Source organism: Nonomuraea roseola, from assembly GCF_039535395.1.
Lineage (GTDB): Bacteria > Actinomycetota > Actinomycetes > Streptosporangiales > Streptosporangiaceae > Nonomuraea > Nonomuraea roseola.
Genome location: NZ_BAAAXC010000009.1, coordinates 89027 through 103928, shown reverse-complemented (window position 1 = coordinate 103928; position 14902 = coordinate 89027). Strand labels below are relative to the sequence as shown.

Annotated in this window: 12 protein-coding genes; 9 read left to right on the top strand and 3 right to left on the bottom strand. The window is 68.9% G+C overall.

Annotation, left to right across the window (positions count from 1 at the left end):
• Nucleotides 1-30 precede the first annotated feature (30 nt).
• On the bottom strand, nt 31-177 hold the full coding sequence (locus ABFX55_RS09865) for a hypothetical protein (protein ID WP_346119746.1): 147 nt from the start codon (nt 175-177) through the stop codon (nt 31-33).
• A 244-nt stretch (nt 178-421) separates the two neighbouring features.
• On the opposite strand from ABFX55_RS09865, the gene ABFX55_RS09860 reads away from it, so the two are divergent.
• Complete coding sequence (locus ABFX55_RS09860; RefSeq protein WP_346119744.1) at nt 422-1756, top strand: hypothetical protein; 1335 nt, start codon at nt 422-424, stop codon at nt 1754-1756.
• A gap of 181 nt (nt 1757-1937) precedes the next feature.
• Here ABFX55_RS09860 and ABFX55_RS09855 read toward each other — a convergent pair whose 3' ends face one another.
• Nucleotides 1938-2519: a hypothetical protein gene (locus ABFX55_RS09855; protein ID WP_346119742.1), complete on the bottom strand. Its 582-nt coding sequence runs from the start codon at nt 2517-2519 to the stop codon at nt 1938-1940.
• A gap of 260 nt (nt 2520-2779) precedes the next feature.
• Between ABFX55_RS09855 and ABFX55_RS09850 the strand changes: the two genes are divergently transcribed.
• The 5 genes from ABFX55_RS09850 (at nt 2780) to ABFX55_RS09830 (ending at nt 8141) form a co-directional block, all read left to right on the top strand.
• The gene (locus tag ABFX55_RS09850) at nt 2780-3430 is read left to right on the top strand and encodes a TetR/AcrR family transcriptional regulator (RefSeq protein ID WP_346119741.1); all 651 of its coding nucleotides are present in this window, start codon (nt 2780-2782) and stop codon (nt 3428-3430) included.
• A 746-nt stretch (nt 3431-4176) separates the two neighbouring features.
• Nucleotides 4177-4395: a ferredoxin gene (locus tag ABFX55_RS09845; RefSeq protein ID WP_346119739.1), complete on the top strand. Its 219-nt coding sequence runs from the start codon at nt 4177-4179 to the stop codon at nt 4393-4395.
• Nucleotides 4392-5795 carry an NAD(P)/FAD-dependent oxidoreductase gene (locus ABFX55_RS09840; protein WP_346119737.1) on the top strand — a complete coding sequence of 468 codons (1404 nt, stop codon included), beginning with the start codon at nt 4392-4394 and terminating at the stop codon, nt 5793-5795. Before ABFX55_RS09845 ends, ABFX55_RS09840 begins: the two co-directional genes overlap by 4 nt.
• A gap of 55 nt (nt 5796-5850) precedes the next feature.
• Entirely contained in the window at nt 5851-7074 is a 1224-nt protein-coding gene (locus tag ABFX55_RS09835; RefSeq protein ID WP_346119735.1) for a cytochrome P450, read from the top strand.
• A 32-nt stretch (nt 7075-7106) separates the two neighbouring features.
• A complete protein-coding gene (locus tag ABFX55_RS09830; RefSeq protein WP_346119733.1) occupies nt 7107-8141 on the top strand; it encodes an NAD(P)-dependent alcohol dehydrogenase in 1035 nt (344 codons plus the stop codon).
• 179 nt (nt 8142-8320) lie between these two features.
• Here ABFX55_RS09830 and ABFX55_RS09825 read toward each other — a convergent pair whose 3' ends face one another.
• A complete protein-coding gene (locus tag ABFX55_RS09825) occupies nt 8321-8971 on the bottom strand; it encodes a TetR/AcrR family transcriptional regulator (RefSeq protein ID WP_346119731.1) in 651 nt (216 codons plus the stop codon).
• 481 nt (nt 8972-9452) lie between these two features.
• On the opposite strand from ABFX55_RS09825, the gene ABFX55_RS09820 reads away from it, so the two are divergent.
• The 3 genes from ABFX55_RS09820 (at nt 9453) to ABFX55_RS09810 (ending at nt 14835) form a co-directional block, all read left to right on the top strand.
• Entirely contained in the window at nt 9453-12659 is a 3207-nt protein-coding gene (locus ABFX55_RS09820; RefSeq protein WP_346119730.1) for a bifunctional cytochrome P450/NADPH--P450 reductase, read from the top strand.
• A gap of 96 nt (nt 12660-12755) precedes the next feature.
• Nucleotides 12756-13802, top strand: coding sequence for a zinc-binding dehydrogenase (locus ABFX55_RS09815; RefSeq protein ID WP_346119728.1), 1047 nt, complete (start codon nt 12756-12758; stop codon nt 13800-13802).
• A 205-nt stretch (nt 13803-14007) separates the two neighbouring features.
• Nucleotides 14008-14835 carry a sensor histidine kinase gene (locus tag ABFX55_RS09810; protein ID WP_346119726.1) on the top strand — a complete coding sequence of 276 codons (828 nt, stop codon included), beginning with the start codon at nt 14008-14010 and terminating at the stop codon, nt 14833-14835.
• Nucleotides 14836-14902 lie beyond the last annotated feature (67 nt).

Here is a 14902-nt window from a genome sequence, read left to right as displayed (position 1 = left end):
CCGGCCGTCCGCGTCGCGGCTCAGCTCAGCTCAGCAGCAGTGGTTTCCCGCTGGTCCCACGACTGTCGGAGCGGGGCCCTGGTCGGTGTCGGCGGCGGTCGTCGTGGAGGTCGCCAGTACCGCGGCGACGACGAGGGCGCTGAGGGCGAGGACGCGATGTCCCAGGCGGGAACGCACAGCGAACCTCCTACTTTCTTGACGCGTCGACACACGGTCGAGCAGCTTGCGAACCGGCCCCGATTGTGACAGCCCCTTGGCCGCTCCACAACATGATCCATTTCGCCTCGTGCGCCGCCGCGGAGGCCGGCTGGGGCCGGACATCTGGGCAATATGCCCCAGAGGTGGTGGTCTGCCCGGGTTGTGTCTACGATCAAGTCGCATTGATCGACAACCGAGACAGGTCACGGGCCAGGACGGTGGAATGCTGACCAACATGCAGCACGGGGGCGTGATCCTGCGAGGGCTTCGACACCAGCGCCGGTTGACGCTGGAGCAGCTCAGCGGTCCTCAGCTTTCGATCCGAAGGCTCATACTGATCGAGGACGGCGTCGATGCCACACCGGGGGAACTGCGGGAACTGGCCGTCAAACTCCAGTGCCCGCCCCTGGTCCTCAGGCACGGACTGGCTGCCGACCGCGGCGCGGAGATCAAGCAAGAGCTCGCCGGAGCAGACGAAGCTCTCGCCCAGGGCATGTCCGCCAAGGCCCGCGCCCAGTACGCCGCTCTCGTCACAGATCCTGAGCTGGGCAGCCGCCCTGACCTGTGGCGTCAGGCCGAACTGGGCCTGGCCCTGGCGGCGGAGGCGGACGGAGACCTGCCCGATGCCATCGAACGCCTGACACACCTGCTGAACGTCCTCGCCCCTCTGGCCGAGCAGCTCCCGCCGATGGCCTACGAAGATCCAGAAGAGACCGAGCAGCGGATCGCCATCGCCCTGGCGCTGTGCCGATGCCTTCGCGAAGTGGGCGACCTGACGGCGAGCGTGCGCATCGGCGACCTCACCTTCTCCAGGGAGCTGCCTGGAGGCTGGACCGACAGAGGCATCGAGCTCGGCGCCACTCTGCTGGCCGCCTACATCGAACGTGGCGAACAGACCACCTGCCGGGCCCTGGCCGCCCAGCTGCTGGAGGCCGCCGAACAGCTGGGGACACCGCGGGCGCTGCGTGCGGCCTGCTGGAACGGCGCGACCGTCGCGGCCATGGACGGCGACGCGCAGCGAGCCGCCGAGCTGGGCGATCGCGCGCTGGCCGCCCACGCTCAGCTCACCGACCCCCGCTCCACCGGCCGCCTGCGGGCGCGGCTCGCGGAGAACCTGCTCACCTACTGCCCCGCCGAACACGACAGAGCTCGCCGGATGCTGCTCGAAGCCGAAGGCGAGCTGGCCGGCAGCGCGGCCAGCGCGATCGACCTGGCCTACTGTCAGCTGTCCCTGGCCCGCGCAGACCTTCTGGCCGGCGACGCGACAGCGGCGGCGAGTCAGGCCGGGGAGCTCGCCACCCGTCATCCGGCAGCGCTCAACCTCGTCGCCGACGCCCACCTGCTGGTCGCGGACGCCCTGCGCGCGCTCAAGCGCACGCATGCGGCCGCGGAGGTACGGGCCGGCGCAGGCGAACAGCTCGAACAGATGAACGCGCCAGGTCGCGCCTCGAAGGCCTTCGCCGAGAGCGCCGCCGAGTTGGAGCAGCTCGGCGATCTGGAGGGCAGCACGCGCGCCTACCAGCGGGCGCTGAGCGTCGGCGACCTGGCCGGTTACTGACCGAGAGGCCGGTCAGGCTGCGTCCGGCCCAGGAGGAACCCGCCGCGATCACACCCCCACGGACGCCCTGCGCGTTCCCGCGATGTGAAACGGGTGGGGCTGAGGGGCGCACAGGCGGCGCGCACCACGTCGTTTCTCGGGCCGATACCGTCGGTGCCTCTGGCACGGAGACGCCGTGCGATCACGTCCGCTGCGCGGGACCGGCTACGTCCGCGTAGCGGATGATCTGGGCGGCCAGGACCACCACTGTGGCCAGCGCGACCGCCGAGCCGATCTGGACCATTGGAGTGTGCGAGCCCAGAAGCCAGAGCACGACGAGGGCGCTCAGCGGGGGCGCGCAGAACGCAGCTAGATCCACCGCCAGTTGTAGGCGCTTGCGAGAGGGGCGGAGTGGATCCTCGCGGTGGTATCTCTCCCACTTGAACACGTCGATGTCACTGGAGCCGTCGTCGACGAGGCCGACCAGGCGCGGCCCCAGCCTGCCGCGGACGTAGCGCCCGATGGCGGCGATCTTGTGATCGTTGGTGACGTAGGCCCAGCCCAGCACCGTGGTGGCCAGCGGCAGCAGCAACAGCAACTCCAGCCGGCCGATGGTTGCGGTGACAGTGGTGATGCCGCCGACCGCGGTGAGCATGGCGTACAGCAACTGGCTGCGCGCGCCGATCCGCTGCCGCTCCTCCGCCTTCAGTGCGTCGTACTCGCTCAGCAGCGCCTTGACCGTGTGTTCGGGAGCTACTGCGGTGGTGTCGGTGATTGCGGGCATGATGCTGCCTCCTGATCTGTCGGATTGGCGGGATGTGCGGGCGTGCCACCCGCGGGTTGTCTTGTCGGTTGATCGCGGTGATGCGCAAGGCGGCGCTGATCTGGAGCGTCTCGCCACCCATCGCATATCTGATGATTCGTTACGATTCTGACGATATCGTCACTCATGCAATGAATGGTCAAAGCGCTGGTGAGTATTCCGTCACTCCTGACGGACCGCACTACAGTGGACGGTGACAGCAGCGACAGAAGTGAGGACAGATGGCCGACGCCGCCCCGAGCCGCCTGGATCGGCGCAAGGCGCGCACCCGCGCCGCGCTCGTCCACGCGGCCCAGACCTTCATCGCCGACGGCAAGACCAACGTCGCGATCCTGGAACTCACCCAGGCCGCCGACGTGGGCATGGGCTCCTTCTACAACCACTTCTCCAGCAAGGACGAACTCTTCAAGGCCGCCGTGGAAGACGCCCTGGACCGGCACAGCGCGGCGCTGGATGAACTGACCCGCGGCATGGACGACCCGGCCGAAGTGTTCGCCTGCAGCTTCCGGCTGACCGGACGCCTGCACCGCCGCCATCCCCAGCTCAGCAAGGTCCTGCTCAACACCGGCCTGGCCATCGCCACCGCCGACTACGGCATTGCCCGGCGCGCCCGACGCGACATCCAAGCCGGCATCCAAGCCGGGCGCTTCACCGTGTCAGACCCGGAACTCGCACTGGTGATGGCCGCAGGCGCCACGCTGTGCCTCGGCCAACTGCTCCACACCCAGCCAGACCGCGACGACGGCCGTGCCAGCGACCAGATCGCCGAAGACCTGCTGCGCACGTTCGGCATCCCCGCCGACGAGGCCCACCACATCTGCCGACGTCCCCTGCCCGAACTCGACCGGCTCCTCCCCCACACCACCGCGTAGCAGTGCCCGTCGAGGGCACGTGGACCGGTCATGAACATGAGTGGGTTCGGCGACCACGCCTACAGCCTGAACGCGCCGCTGGACGACGGGGAGACCGAGGCGGGGTGAAGCTCGCGACTCGCCCCATCATGAGTCGCTGCGGACCCCGGCCAGGAGTTATGACAGTCCCACGGTGACGCCGGCGCCGCTGTAGAGGGTCTCGACCGCGTCGGTGGAGGTATGCCCCACCGGGGTCGCGCGCTCACACGCAGCGGGTCACGGTGGTACAGCCACCCGACGAGGGAGATGTCGATGACCTACTCTCGGTGTCTCCCTCCGGCCGAGATCGTAGGCCGGGCGTTCGCATGGGCTGCGCCGTGTGCCGGTGCTCGCCGACCCGCTGAGGCCGCTGTATCGGAGCGCCCGTCCAGGGCATGCGGGCCGCCGTTGCCCACGAGCCTCTGTCATGGCCCTGCTGTACCGTTACCGCGCACGCCGCCCGTATCGGCCGCAAAGTTCGGCACGGAGCATGTTTACCTGGCAGCGGTTGTGCTCACGGAAGCCGGGCGGAGAATTGCCTTGTGGGGATCGGCCGGGCACACCTTGCGCCGACGCCATCGGGTATGGACCGGGGTCCCCGCGCCGTGACGCTCACGGCAATGATGGGCCTGTCCAGCTGGGCCACCTGGCGGAAGGCCGGATAACCGCGTAGCCGAATGACCGATGGTCGTTGTGGCGCGGCAGGCGTGGACGGAAGGGGTCTGCCCATGCGTATCGTCGTGGACTTGAATCGGTGCCAGGGATACGCACAGTGCGTGTTTCTGGCCCCCGAAATCTTCCGTTTGAGTGGTGAGGAGGCGCTTGCCTACGAGCCGAACCCCGATGACGCGCGGCGCCTGCAGGTTCAGCGAGCCGCTGCGGCCTGCCCGGTGCAAGCGATCCTGATCGACCGCCTGGACGGCGCCGAGCGGAGGGTGACGTCATGACCATGCCGGCAACGGTCGCGGAGCTGAAGCGCACCTTCAAGGCCAACGGCCGGATCGTCATCGTCGGCGCCTCCCTGGCGGGACTGCGGGCCGCCGAAGCCCTGCGTGAGGAGGGCTTCCACGGGTCTTTGACCATCATCGGGGACGAGCCATACGAGCCCTATGACCGTCCGCCACTGTCCAAGCAGGTACTCAAAGGCTGGGTGGCGGCCGACCACACCCAACTGCCCCGCTTGCGGGAACTGGATGCGCAGTGGCGGCTCGGCGTGGCGGCCACCGGGTTGGACCGGACCACCAGGCAGGTGCGCCTGGCCGACGGCGAGCTGGTCCCCTACGACCGGTTGCTGATCGCCACGGGCACCCGCGCGCGGCAGTGGCCCAATCCGACTGAGGCCGCCCTGGAGGGGGTGTACTCGCTGCGCTCGCGTGATGACGCCGCGCGGTTGCAACAGGCGCTGGCCGCGCGACCGTCGCGGGTCCTGATCATCGGCGCCGGGTTCATCGGCTCGGAGATGGCCTCCGTCTGCCGGGAACTCGATATCCCTGTGACCGTCGCCGAGCGGGGCTCGGCACCGCTGGTCGGCGCGCTCGGCGGGGTGGTCGGCGCGATCGCCGCGGAGATGCAGCGCGACCATGGCGTGGACCTGCGCTGCGGGATGGGCGTGTCGTCGCTGGAGGGCGACGCGGGCGGACACGTGCGGCGTGCTCGGCTCTCGGACGGGAGCACCGTCGAGGCCGATGTGGTGGTGGCCTCGCTCGGGTCGATCCGCAACGTGGAATGGCTGGAGGGCTCCGGGCTGGCGGCCGGCTTCTGGGGCATCGGCTGCGACGCCGGCGGTCGCGCCTTCGACATCAACGGCGTGGCGACCGACACCGTCTACGTGGCGGGGGACGTGGCGCGCGCGCCCCACGTGCTGTACGAGTACCAGTTCCTCGCGATGGAGCACTGGGACAATGCCGTCTTCGGTGCCGAGGTCGCGGCCCACAACATGGTGAACCTCGAGCCCGACTACTATCCGCATCTGTTGCTGCCCAGCTTCTGGTCCGGCCAGTTCGGCGTCAACATCAAGTCCGTCGGCGTGCCGCCGTTCGGCGACGAGATCGTCTTCACCCAGGGGTCGGTCAAGGAGCGCCGCTTCGCCGCCGCCTACGGTCGTCGGGGCCGCATCGTCGCCGCCGTCACCTTCGATCACGGCAGATGGCTGGAGTACTACGCGCGGCTGATCGAGCAATCGGCTACGTTCCCGCCCCCGCCTCCGGGCTGGGATCGGCCCGACGGCATGAACCCGATGCCGGCCGAGTTCCCCGCGCCGGGCGTCCCGACGGCGATGCCCGACGTCGTCCTGACCGGCCACGACCCGAACGAGCGCAGGGCCGAGTTCCGGCCTCGACGCCGCTGACGCGCCCCTCGAGACCAGCGCGTAACCGGACAGCACCAACAGGAAGAGGTGCATCATGGCCGAGGAAACCCCCTGGCAGCAGGCCCTCCGCAAGGCCAACCGAGCCAATCCGTACCCGTTCTACGCCGAGCTCCGGAAGACGCCGGTGTCGCGGCAGCCGGACGGCAGCTATGTCGTCAGCACCTATCGAGAGCTCGTCCAGTTGCTCCACGACCCCCGGGTCAGCTCGGATCCGAGGAAGCGCCCCGGGGCGATCCCGGGCGCCGATCCACTCGAGGCGAACATCATCGAGGTGGACCCGCCCGAGCACGATGTTGATCGCCGCCGGATGATGCGGCACTTCGGGCCGCCCGAGCGTCCCCACATGATCGCCGACCTGGAGCCCGAGATCCGCCGCATCTTCGCCGGGCTCCTGGACGACATGAAGGGCAAGACCCGGATCGACGTCGTCGACGACTTCGCCTTCCCGGGGCCGGTGACCGTCATCTGCAAGGTCCTGGGCGTGCCGCTGGAGTCCATCCCGCGCTTCCACGGCTGGATCGAGACAGCCCTGGACGGGTTGGACTTCGGCCCGGAGGCGAGCGACCCGGAGCAGCAGCGCCGCCTCGCGGCGGTTCCCGCTGTGGTGGCCGAGATGAAGCAGTTCCTGGCCGACCTGTTCGACCAGTACCGCAAGCAGCCCGGCCTGGGCATGTTGTCGGGGATGGTCCACGACGACGGCCCGGAGGGGCGCCTGCCCCAGGAGTTGCTCGTCAACAATGCGATGCTCATGCTCTTCGCCGGGCATGAGACGACGGTCAACCTGATCGCCCACAGCGTGCTGTCCCTGCTGCGGCACCCCGACCAGCTCGAGAGACTGCGCCGCCGACCGGAGCTGATCGTGCCCGGGGTCGAGGAGCTGCTGCGCTTCGAGTCGTCGGTTCAGTTGTGGCACAGCCGCTCCGCCCTCGAGGACATCGAGATCGCCGGCACCACCATCCCGGCGGGCTCGACGATCTTCCTCTGCTACGGCTCGGCGAACCGCGACCCGGAGCGGTTCGAGAATCCCGACAAGCTCGACCTCGAGCGCCCGAACAACCAGCACGTCGGCTACAGCCAGGGCATCCACTACTGCTTCGGCGCCCCGCTCGCGCGGCTGGAGGTCCAGACCGCGGTCAGCGAGTTCTTCCGCCGCGTGGAGAACCCGCGGCTCGTCGAGGACCCGCCGCCGTACCGCCACAACCAGATCTTCCGCGGCCCACGCCACCTCTGGGTCGACATCGACGGGATCCGAGACTGAGCGTCCGATCAAGGGACCGGAGGAGATCGGCAGTGCGAGCATTCCAGCTCGTCGAACCGCAGAAGCCACCGGAGCTGCGCGAGGTGCCGGTGCCCGACCCCAGACCCGGGCACGTCCTGGTGAAGGTCGGGGGCGCGGGTGCCTGCCACTCCGACCTGCATCTCATGGAGGCGCCCGCGGAGCGGCTCCCAAAGCTGCCGTTCACGATCGGCCACGAGAACGCGGGGTGGGTCGAGAAGCTGGGGCCGGGCGCGACCGGCTTCGCGCCCGGAGACCCGGTGATGGTCTACGGCCCCTGGGGCTGCGGGCTGTGCGCCAACTGCCGCGAGGGCCGGGAGAACTACTGCCAGAAGACCGGCGGTCTGGGCGGGGGCCTGGGTGGTCACGACGGCGGAATGGCTGAGTACCTGCTGGTCCCGGCGTCGCGATTCCTGATCCCGCTAGGCACCCTCGATCCCCGCGAGGCCGCCCCGCTCAGCGACGCGGGGCTGACCAGCTATCACGCCGTCAAACGGTCGCTCCACCTGCTGGGGCCGGGCTCGACCGCGGTGGTGATCGGGGCGGGCGGTCTGGGCCAGATGGCCATCCAGATTCTGCGAGCGCTCAGCACGGCGACGACCGTCGTCGCCGTGGACACCGCCGCCGACAAGCTGGAGATCGCCAAGCGCATGGGCGCGGACGAGGCGCTGGTTTCGGGCGACCAGGCGGTCACGCGCATCAAGGACATGACGCGGGGGCAGGGCGCTCAGCTCGTGCTGGACATGGTCGGCGTAGACCCGACTCTGCGGATGGCCGCTCAGATGGCCCGGGTGCTCGGCCACCTGACCATCGTCGGTCTCGGCGGCGGAGCGCTTCCCGTCGACTTTCTGAGTCCGCCGCACGAGTGTTCGGTCGCCTCGCCCTATTGGGGCTTCATCCCCGAACTCATGGAAGTGGTCACCCTTGCCCAGCAGCGGAAGATCAAGATGCTGGTCGAGCATTTCCCCTTGGAACGCGCCGGCGAGGCCTACCAACTCCTGCACGAGGGCAAGATCCAAGGACGCGCGGTCATCACCCCTCACGCGTGAGCGCGACCGGGGCCGACCTCCTGTCGCACCGGGGGTCGCCAACCGCACGCGCATCAATTCACCAGTGAGCCCCTCCAGCAGACCTCAGCAGCCAGGCAACGTCACCACTGCCCGGCCGATCTGAAACGAAGACACCTTCACCTGGTGCCTTGATATTCACGTGTCCTCGACAGGCACTGCTACGCGGTGGCGCTGGGGAAAAGCCGGTCGAGTTCGGGCAGGGGACGTCGGCAGATGTGGCGGGCCTCGTCGGCGGGGATGCCAAACGTGCGCAGCAGGTCTTCGGCGATCTGGTCGCTGGCCCGGCCGTCGTCGCGGTCTGGCTCTGTGTGGAGCAGTCGACCGAGACATAGTGCGGCGCCTGCGGCCATCACCAGTGCGAGATCCGCGTCTGACACGGTGAAGCGCCCGGCTTGGATGCCGGCTTGGATGTCGCGTCGGGCGCGCCGGGCAATGCCGTAGTCGGCGGTGGCGATGGCCAGGCCGGTGTTGAGCTTGACCTTGCTGAGCTGGGGACGGCGGCGGTGCAGGCGTCCGATCAGCCGGAAGCTGCAGGCGAACACTTCGGCCGGGTCGTCCATGCCGCGGGTCAGTTCATCCAGCGCCGCGCCGTGCCGGTCCAGGGCGTCTTCCACGGCCGCCTTGAAGAGTTCGTCCTTGCCGGAGAAGTGGTTGTAGAAGGAGCCCATGCCCACGTCGGCGGCATGGGTGAGCTCCAGGATCGCCACGTTGGTCTTGCCGTCGGCGATGAAGGTCTGGGCCGCGTGGACGAGCGCGGCGCGGGTGCGCGCCTTGCGCCGATCCAGGCGGCTCGGGGCGGCGTCGGCCATCTGTCCTCACTCCTGTCGCGGCTTTGCCTGTCTCACTGTAGTGCGATCCGTCAAGAGTGACGAAAAGCTCACCACCTTTTTGACGATTCATTGCATGAGTGACGCTAATGTCCATAAGTGAGGAAATCGTCAGATATGAGGAGATGGTCATGAGTGAATATCATGACCCGCACCTGCCTTGCACAGCCAGCAAGGCGCGCCATGGGCGAGCAGCCCCGGCAGGGCGCGTAACCCGATCCTCGGGGTCCACGACGGACTTTCGGCCCGGCACCCGGCGACATCCCGCCGAGATCGTCACCGCGGCCGCCGCCGCGCGTGACGAATCCATCCGCGACGCGGGCGAAGACAAGCACGCCGAGCGTCGCGGCCAGGTCGGCAACGCCCTTGCCGCCGCCGAACGGAGGGCCTCGGCCGAGAGCACAAGTCCACACCGCGGCAAGCGCCCGCTGCCGCCGCTTCCCGTTCCACAAGGAGGAAACCCATGACCACCGGCCTTCGCCCCGTACGGTCCCCGCGCGAAATCCCGACCCTCGACCACACGCCGCAGATCCCCGACACCAACCCGGTCGAGTACTTCGCCGAGCTGTCCAAGCAGTTCCCCGAGGGGATCTTCAGCATGGACATCGCCGGCCAGGAGAACGTCTTCGTCTACGACCCGGACCTGGTGACCGAGGTCTGCGACGAGACCCGTTTCGGCAAGCCGATCTTCCCGCCGCTGAGCCATGTCCGGGACTACGCCGGCGCCGGCCTGTTCACGGCCCACGACGATGAGGAAGTCTGGGGTATGGCGCACCGGATCCTCATGCCGGCCTTCAGCCAGCGGGCCATGAAGGGCTACTTCGGGCAGATGCTGGAGATCGCCCAGAATCTGGTGGGCAAGTGGGAGCGCAAGCAGGGGCAGACGGTCAAGGTGACCGACGACTACACCCGGCTGACGCTGGACACCATCGCCCTGTCGGGGTTCGGTTACCGGTTCGACTCCTTCGGCAAGGAGGAGCTGCATCCCTTCCTTCAGGCGCTGCTGGAGGCGCTGGTGGAGTCGATGCGGCGCTCGCAGGAGCTGCCGATGATGACCAAGCTGCGCACGGCCGACGACAAGAAGTACCGCGAGAACATCCAGCTGATGCGCGAGCTGGTCGAGAGTGTGATCAAGGAGCGCCGTCGGGGGAAGAGCGGTGGTGAGGACGACCTGCTGGGCCTGATGATGGAGGCCGTCGACCCGGAGACCGGCAGGCGGCTGGACGACGACAACGTCCGCGACCAGGTGCTGACGTTCCTGATCGCCGGTCACGAGACCACCAGCGGTCTGCTGTCGTTCGCCACGTACTCGCTGATGCGCAACCCCCACGTGCTGGCCCAGGCCTATGCCGAGGTGGACCGGATGCTGCCCGGCGACACCGTCCCCAGCTACGACACGATCATGAAGCTGGACGTCATCCCGCGGGTGCTGGAGGAGACCCTGCGGCTGTGGGCTCCCATCCCGCAGATCATGAAGGCGCCGCTGGAGGACACCGTCATCGGTGGCCGCTACCACCTGGAGCAGGGCACGAAGACGAACCTGCTGATGTTCCCGACGCACACCCACCCCAAGGCGTGGGAGCGTCCGCTGGAGTTCGACATCGACCGGTGGCTGCCGGACAACCGGGCCCAGCACCACCCGCACGCCTACAAGCCGTTCGGCAACGGCCGGCGTGCCTGCATCGGCCGCCAGTTCGCGCTCACCGAGGCCCGCCTGGCTCTCGCGCTGGTGCTGCAGAAGTTCAAGTTCTCCGACACCACCGACTACCAGATGGACGTCCGGGAGGCGCTGACGCGCAAGCCCGGCGACTTCGAGCTGGTCGTGCGGACCCGTCAGGAGCACGAGCGGGTCGTGTTCGGTGTTTCAGCGGCGCAGACCGACGACAGGCAGCAGGAGGCCTCGGTCACCGGTGTCGGGGTGAACCTCACCGTCGCCTACGGCTCCAGCCTCGGCAGCTGCGAAGACCTGGCGCGCGCGATCGCCGACCGCGGCGAGCGGTCCGGGTTCGGCACCACGTTGCTGAGCCTGGACGAGCTGGGCGACAATCCGCCCGCCGAGGGCCTGCTCGTCGTCGTCGCCGCCAGCTACAACGGCAAGGCGCCCGACAACGCCCAGCGCTTCGACGACCTGATAGCGGCCGGGCTGCCCGAGGGCTCGCTGGCCAACGTGCGCTTCGCGCTGCTGGGCGCCGGCAACACCCAGTGGGTGGCGACCTACCAGGCGTTCCCGAAGCGGATCGAGGCCGGCCTGCTGGCCGCCGGGGCCACCCCGGTCATCGAGCGCGGTGTGGCGGATGCCGCCTCCGACTTCGACGGCATGGCCACCCGCTGGTTGAACACCCTGTGGACCACTCTGGCCGAGGAGTACGCCGCCGACACCTCCGACGTCGGCGCGCCGCGCTACCAGGTGCGGCTGCTCACCGAGGCGGACGTGCGCCAGGCGATCGTCTCCGAGCAGGCCTACCCGCTGACGGTGGTGGCCAACGAGGAGCTCGTGGCCGACCCGACCGGGTTGTGGAACTTCAGCATCGAGCCGCCGCGCCCGTCCGCGAAGTCCATCACCGTCGAGCTGCCCGAGGGCGTCACCTACGCCACCGGCAACCACCTGGCCGTCTTCGCCAAGAACGAGCCGCCGCTGGTCTCCCGCGCGCTGGCGCGGCTCGGCGTCGAGCACGACCAGGTACTCCAGCTCGACCAGCCGGCCGGCGGCAGGACCCACCTGCCGGTGGGCACTCCCATCACCGCCGGACTGCTGTTCACCGAGTTCCTGGAGCTGCAGGACGTGGCCACCCGCACCCAGGTGCGCATCCTGGCCGAGCACACCCCGTGCCCCTGGACCAAGCCGCAACTGGAGGCATACACGACCGACACCGAGGAGGCAGACGAGCGATACCACACGGAGATCCTCGGCAAGCGGGTCTCAGTGCTCAACCTGTTGGAGCGCTTCCCCGCGGTCGAACTGCCGCTGGCGCTCTTCCTGGAGATGATGGGGCCCATCCGTCCCCGCTTCTACTCAATCTCCTCCTCCCCGCTGGCCAGCCCGCGCCAGGCGCGGCTGACCGTCGGACTCCTCGAAGGCCCGGCCCTCTCCGGAGACGGCCAGTACCGCGGCACCTGCTCGTCCTACATCGCAGGCCTTGAGCCCGGAGATGTCTTCTACGGCTACGTACGCGTGCCCTCTCCTCCCTTCGCGCCGCCCGCCGACCCCGCCACACCGCTCATCCTCATCGGGCCCGGCACCGGCATCGCACCTTTGCGCGGCTTCATGGAGGAGCGCGCCTGGCAGCAGCAGAACGGCACGAAGGTGGGCCCGTCCCAGGTCTTCGTCGGCTGCCGCCACCCGGAGCACGACTGGTTCTACCGGGAAGAGATGGACGCCTGGGAGCAGGCCGGGATCGCGAAGGCGCACACCGCCTTCTCCGCAGTGGTCAACCACCCCGCCCGGTTCGTCCAGGACGCCCTCATCGCCGAGGCGGACACGGTGTGGCAGGCGCTCGAAGACGGCGCGTACGTCTACGTCTGCGGCGACGGACGCCGCATGGCGCCCGCCGTACGAGAAGCACTCGCCGCCATCCACCGCAGCCACACCGGCAGCGACGACCGAACCAGCCTGCAGTGGCTCGACCAGCTCGAGGCAGACGGCCGCTACCAGCAGGACGTCTTCGCCTGATCCCCGTGCACCGCGGACTGTCGGACGAGCCCGAAAGCTCCGCTCCCTGCTGCACGGCACCGACCGTCCCACCCCTGTCAAGAAAGTGAGATCACCATGGACACCATGCTCGCCGGACGCTTCCACCTGGACAGCAGGAAGTTCCTCGTGGAAGAGGTCCCCGTCCCCGTGCCGGGCCCGGGCGAGGTACTCGTCGAGGTGAAAGCCGCAGGCGTCTGCCTGTCGGACGTCCACCTGATCGACGGCACCCTGCCCCCTCTGTTCGCCACCTCCGAGGCTGTCACAGTCGGCCACGAGATCTCCGGGGTGATCCACACCCTCGGTCATGGCCTCAAGCGGGGCCTGACCGTGGGCGCCCGAGTCACCCTCGAGGCCGGACAGAGCTGCGAGCAGTGCGATGACTGCGCGCGCCGCCGCCCCTGCGCCCAGGTCCGTACCCGAGGCATCGACTACGACGGCGGCTGGGCCCAGTACACCATCGCCCGCGAGGACACCCTCATCCCGATCCCCGACAACCTCCCCTTCGACCAGGCCTCGATCATCCCGGACGCGGTCTCCACCTCCTACGCCGCCGTCGTGGCCACCGCCGGGGTGCGCCCTGCTCAGGCCGTGGGCGTGTGGGGTGTGGGCGGGGTCGGCGCACACAACGTCCGCATCGCCCGCCTGGTCGGCGCCGCGCCGATCATCGCCGTCGACCCGCTGCCCGGCGCCAGGGAACGCGCTCTGGCCTTCGGAGCGGACATCGCTCTCGACCCGTCCGCCGACGACTTCGCCGACCAGGTACGTACGGCTACCGCCGGACGCGGCCTGGACTTCGCCTTCGACTGCGCCGGCGTGCCCGCGGTCCGCGAGCAGGCCGCCGCAGTGCTCGGCCTCGACGGAGCCCTCATCCTGGTCGGCATCACCCCCAGGCCGCTCACCGTCAGCGAAGGCCTGACCTTCAACTACCTGCGCAAGCAGGTACGCGGGCACTACGGCGGCTCCCCCGAGTCGGTCTACGAGTTGGTGCGACTGGCCTCCAACGGCCGGCTCGACCTGGCCCCCTCCATCACCGACCACATCCCGCTCGCCGACGCCCCCGAGGCGATCCACCGGCTGGAACACAAGATCGGCGACCCGATCCGCCTGATCCTCGTTCCCTGACTGGCAACCGAATGGCATCGGATCCACCGACAAGATCGGTCACGAAGATCGTGATGGTCGGCGGACCGGCCCGATCGGGTCGAAACGGTTGACGAAGCTCGGCATGCCTGGCACCGAACACCCAGGTCAACGGAGTGCAGTATCTGCCCCGCAGCGTCTTGCAGGTCATGCACGGAATGTGAAGACAACGGAAGGAGTACGTGCTGTGACGGCACACCTGACGCCCCTGTATGCCTGTGACGCTCAGCGCCCATCTGGTGAAGACCGGACCGCGTCGGCGATTCAGAAACCCTGCGACAAGGTGCGCGAGTTGAAGCGCGAGCTACAGAAGAAGGGGCGATTCGCTTCCGACGCCTCACACGAGCTGCGCACGGCGGTCGCAGGGCTACGCGCCGGATTGGAGGTGGCCCGCATGTATCCCGATGAGACCGACCTCGGCGACGTGCTCGGCCGGGCGCTGCGAGATGTCGACCGGCTGAGCGCGATCATCACCGACCTGCGGGTCCTCGCGGAAATCGAGGCCGGCCCACCCACGAAGCCACAGCGGATCGACCTCGCCGAACTTGTCCGTGACGAGATCGCCCGCAGGATCGACCGCATAGCGGTCCAACTGCGCCTGGAGCCCGGGGTAACCGTCCAGGCTGTCCCGATCCAGATCAGCCGCGTGCTCACCAACCTGCTGGACAACGCCCAACGGCACGGTCGGCACCTGGTCGAGGTCCAGGTCAGCCACGACGACGACCACGCCGAGCTGACGGTCACCGACGACGGAGAAGGTGTCCCGGAATCCGAACGGGAACGGATCTTCCAGCGCTTCACCCGGCTGAAGGCCGCACGCCACCTCGACCACACCGGCAGCGGCCTGGGCCTGGCGATCGCCCGCGACATCGCCCAAGCCCACATCGGCAGCCTGCACATCGGGGAGTCCGAGACCGGTGGTGCCAGCTTCGTCCTGCGCCTTCCCCTCGCGGGTTCGGCTGCTCCGGCCGGTCGAAGCGCCGGCCGGAGCCTGCACAAAGCGATGATCCATTAGCCCGGCTGGGCGTGCCCAGCTCGACGCCTGCGGACCCACCCGTTCCGGGCACCGAGCGGCTTCTCCA